The following is a 3,835-nucleotide window of genomic DNA, read 5'->3' as shown; positions in this document are numbered from 1 at the left end:
TCACCGAGGACAGCAAAGGCCCGGGCGTCCGGCCCGGGCTTCGTCGTGGAGCGGGTAACGAGAATCGAACTCGCGCTCTCAGCTTGGGAAGCTGCTGGTGCAACGCCACTCCGCACCGGAGATGCTTGCCACGGCGTACGAACATGTCAAGGCCGAGGCCCATCGCCGGCAGGAGGAAGTGCGTGACGTACCCGGTGGCCTCTGCCACCGACGCAGGCCCAAAGGAAACAAGGTAGGCAAGCCAGGGCGACGGGCCTTACGGAGTGGCTTGACCATGCAGCTCGATCTTGGCCGCACGGACGAAGCGTATTTCTTCCTCACCGAATTGACGAACGGCATCGAGGTATGGGCTGCTAGAAGTTGGAGGACGAGACCACCAACCCTCTAGGAGGGCTCTGAACTCCTCGTCGTCCAGAGCACCGTGCGGCAGTGCGCTCCAGGCCTCACGGCAAGACCGTTCTGCTGCTCGGGCATCATGAGAACCCTGTCCATTCGGCTCATCAGCTCTTGAGGAGACAGTGGAGCGAAGGCGGCCCAGGTCAGCCAGCGCTTGCATGAGGGCTACAGCAGTAGCGCTCACCTCTGACGACTGGTCATCCATTATTCGGCCGAGTTTGCCCCACGCTCTCTCGTAAATGGCCTGCTTGCCGAGGTAATAGCCCATCGTCTGAGCCGCATTGGTCATGCCCGCAGCGGGGGCGGCTACGTCATCAGACCCTTCTAGTTCGATGATCGTTTGGGTTGCCTTAAGAGTCGCGAGAGCGTCGTCAATAGCAGCCTTCCCGGCCTTGATGTTCTCCGCTGATAGATCTTCCTCGTTATCCATGACGAATCGCTCACCCAGCTCCATTACGCGATTCGCAGCAAGGAGGAAGGAGGCGTAAGCGCCCCGTTGGATCCCACGACGCCACTGCAGATGAGCAGCGTTCGCCTCGGCACGAACAGCGTCCAACGCCGCACGGTATGCAGACTCGGCTTGAGCCAGCCCTGCCTCGCTGGTGGCCTCCGCCGTACGCAAGGCTGCCTTCGTCTGCCATCGGCCGATGAGCATGCTCGCGGGAATCCCGAGGAGCGCTACGACGGCGGCGGACAGCGCGCTTATCCCCTCAAGGTCCATGGTGCTCATGGTGTCGCAGATGAAGGGCATGGCCGCACGCCTTGGGTCGGGGGAACGACTTCAGGGCGGCTCTGCATTGGCTCGGGTGATTATGGTCGGCGCGTCAAGGAAACCTCTGTTCACCCCGCCCTGCAACACCGCTTCAGGAGAGAGGCTGGTCCGTCTTGCCGGTGACCTGCAGCTCTGTTGGTGGAGCTACCGGGCAGGGGCGCGCCCGCCAGGCACCCGTGTTGACCGTGGCTGACCCCTGCATCTGGCACGGCTGTGGCACGCGACCTCTTCGTCCCGAAGCAACTTGAGTAGGCACTCCACCTTGGGCCCGGGCGCTGCTCACCTGCGGCGTCCGTCCATGGGCGTCCGTGGGTGTCCGCCGCTGTGCGCGGGCGTTGTCACACAGTAAGACACTCACCGACTATGCGGTGGTGTCGTAGGGCACGACTAAGTTGCCCGCATGACTCACATCAGCGCGGCTCGACAGGGGCGCGTCGGCGAAGGCGTATCGAAGGCACCTCCGGGCAACCCGGTCTCCGTAAACACAGTGTCTGCGGCCGTCGAAAGCAACCGCCGGCGGTGACGGCAAACCTGCCCGGTTTGTGGGTCCCCAAGGGGGCGAATAGCCTAGTCGCAGGGGGTCGGTTCGATCAGAGGGACCGCCCATGAGTAAGTACCGAAACCGCGCCTGGCGCGCGACGGGAGTCATCACCGCACTCGCCACGGCCGCCGCGATCGGCTTCGTCGCCCCGGCTCAGGCTCAGTCCACCGCGCAACTGAACGCGTACGTCAGTGACGGCTGGGGTGGCGGAACCATCACCAGCAACCCCGCCGGGATCAACTGCCACATTTTGGCGTGGGATCCGTACGGCGGTGACCCGGCGCCTGACCCGACAGGCACCTGCACTGCGAGCTTCCCAATCGGGACGACGGTCCACTTCAGCGCTACAGCTGACGCGGGTTCATACGTCAACATCCCCCCCGACCCGAATCCCGTGATCATACGGGCTGGCTACAATTACACGGGGGTTGTGTTCTGCCCGAACGACGGCCTCTGTTCCGCAGGCTAGTCGCCCGTTGCAGTTCGGTGTGTGGCCGCGCTACCCCTCCGCCTGAAGTGGCTCGGGTGATGGCTCTTTTCACCGTGATTCCCCGCTGTTCCCCGCCCGATCTGGTGCGGTTGTGGTGCGAGTTCTGGTCCGCTTGTGCCCCACCCGTTGCTAACGGGCGTAGGCGTACAACAACACGATGACCACCACGATGCCGAGCCAGATCGGTATCCCGGTCTTGGTGAATCGCCCGCGGCTGTCCCTAGTACTCCAGCTGTAGATCGTGATCTTCACCCGAGGCCGCGCCGTCTCGGGTGAAGGGCCCGTACCGTACGGCACCGTCCCGGCGAGGAACGCCGTCGTCGTTGCCCCGCGTCACCACGTCCAGGTGCTTGTCGCCGTCGATGTACCGGACGGTGAAGCCGGTCGTCCACGTCGCCTCGGGCAGGTACAGCAGGAGCGTGCGCTGCGTGGACAGGCCTGTGGGTCCGCCCCAGTTGACGGTGACGTTGTGGCCCGGATCGCCGTCGACCGGCGCCCAGCGGACGAACGACAACAGGTCGGCATACCCGTCACCGTCGAGGTCGCCGCTGCGCAGGGCGCTGCCGTACCCTTGCTGCGGCGACTCGGTGTACTCCTGCGAGGCGTCCAGCACCTGCAGGCGTGGGGTAGCCGGACCGCCGGCCGAGCCGTACAGGACCCGCACGGCGCCGACGTTCGGTCCTGCGGGGGACCTGGTTTGCGGGGCGCTGATCGCGAGGTCGGGGTAGCCGTCACCGTTGTAGTCGTCCCACAGGCCCTTGGCGCCGGGGTTGACGGTCGTCGTGGTGGGTACGACCGCGACGGCGGCGAAGACCAGTGCAGCGCCCACGCCAAGGACGACCGCGATCGCAACAGCGCGCCAGGGCTGTTGGCGGCCAGGAGCACGCCGCGTCCTGCGCTCAACAGCTTCGCTCACGTCGACTCCGGGAATCTGGAAGGCGGTTGACGGGGATGAGAACGGCAGAAGGTCAAGGTCCTCAGCCACGCCGCCCAGTACGACTCACCGTGGGGCGAAGGGGTTGCCCTGGGGTACGCCGTGAATTCTCGCGGGGTTAACCAATCCGGCCCATCCGCCGTTTCAGGACGAGCCCTGCCGTCCCCGACTCCCACCCGCCCGGTACGGCCACCATTGATCATCGTGAGTTGTGTGGACAAACGACGAGACGGTGGCCGCAGGTCACAGCATAGATCCCGCCCGGTGGCGGGAGGCGTTCGAGGCGGCCATGGGCCGGATCGCGGGCCGGTTCGCCCGGTACGAATCCCGCCTGCGGGCCGGGCGGTTGGTACTGGGTCTTCTGTCGGACCTGCCGCGCAAGAATTGCTGGACCATCGCGGAGTGGGCCGGGGAGGGCAGCCCGCACGGCATGCAGCACCTGCTGTGCCGGGCCGTCTGGGATGCCGATGCCGTCCGCGACGACGTGCGCGAATACGTCGTCGAGCATCTCCACGACGATGCCGCGGTGCTGGTCGTCGACGAGACCGGTGACCTGAAGAAGGGCGCCCACACCGTCGGGGTCCAGCGCCAGTACACCGGCACGGCCGGGGCCCGTATTTCAATTAGTGCTCGGCAGAGGGGTGTTGGTGGGAGTCTGAGATATGACCTCGTGTCCGTCAGGCCGCGTTGCGGCTCGTGCTC

General features: G+C 65.6%; 4 protein-coding genes. 2 read left to right on the top strand and 2 right to left on the bottom strand.

All coding sequences use genetic code 11. From position 1 onward, the window contains the following. Positions 1 to 256 precede the first annotated feature (256 nt). Positions 257 to 1,147: a hypothetical protein gene (locus ACFV7R_RS46800; RefSeq protein ID WP_385276857.1), complete on the bottom strand. Its 891-nt coding sequence runs from the start codon at positions 1,145 to 1,147 to the stop codon at positions 257 to 259. 626 nt (positions 1,148 to 1,773) lie between these two features. On the opposite strand from ACFV7R_RS46800, the gene ACFV7R_RS46795 reads away from it, so the two are divergent. Beyond that, positions 1,774 to 2,178 carry a hypothetical protein gene (locus ACFV7R_RS46795; protein WP_385276855.1) on the top strand — a complete coding sequence of 135 codons (405 nt, stop codon included), beginning with the start codon at positions 1,774 to 1,776 and terminating at the stop codon, positions 2,176 to 2,178. 241 nt (positions 2,179 to 2,419) lie between these two features. On the opposite strand, the gene ACFV7R_RS46790 is transcribed toward ACFV7R_RS46795, so the two are convergent. Then, on the bottom strand, positions 2,420 to 3,028 hold the full coding sequence (locus tag ACFV7R_RS46790) for an FG-GAP repeat domain-containing protein (protein ID WP_385276852.1): 609 nt from the start codon (positions 3,026 to 3,028) through the stop codon (positions 2,420 to 2,422). Between the two features lie 394 nt (positions 3,029 to 3,422). Here ACFV7R_RS46790 and ACFV7R_RS46785 point away from each other — a divergent pair. Continuing rightward, the coding region (locus ACFV7R_RS46785; protein ID WP_385276860.1) for a transposase at positions 3,423 to 3,835 on the top strand (413 nt) is incomplete at its 3' end.

The organism is Streptomyces sp. NPDC059866, from assembly GCF_042731325.1.
In the GTDB taxonomy this organism is placed as follows: Bacteria; Actinomycetota; Actinomycetes; order Streptomycetales; family Streptomycetaceae; genus Streptomyces; species Streptomyces flavusporus.
Note: the sequence above shows the minus strand (reverse complement) of the source record. Positions and strands in the feature narration are given on the sequence as shown.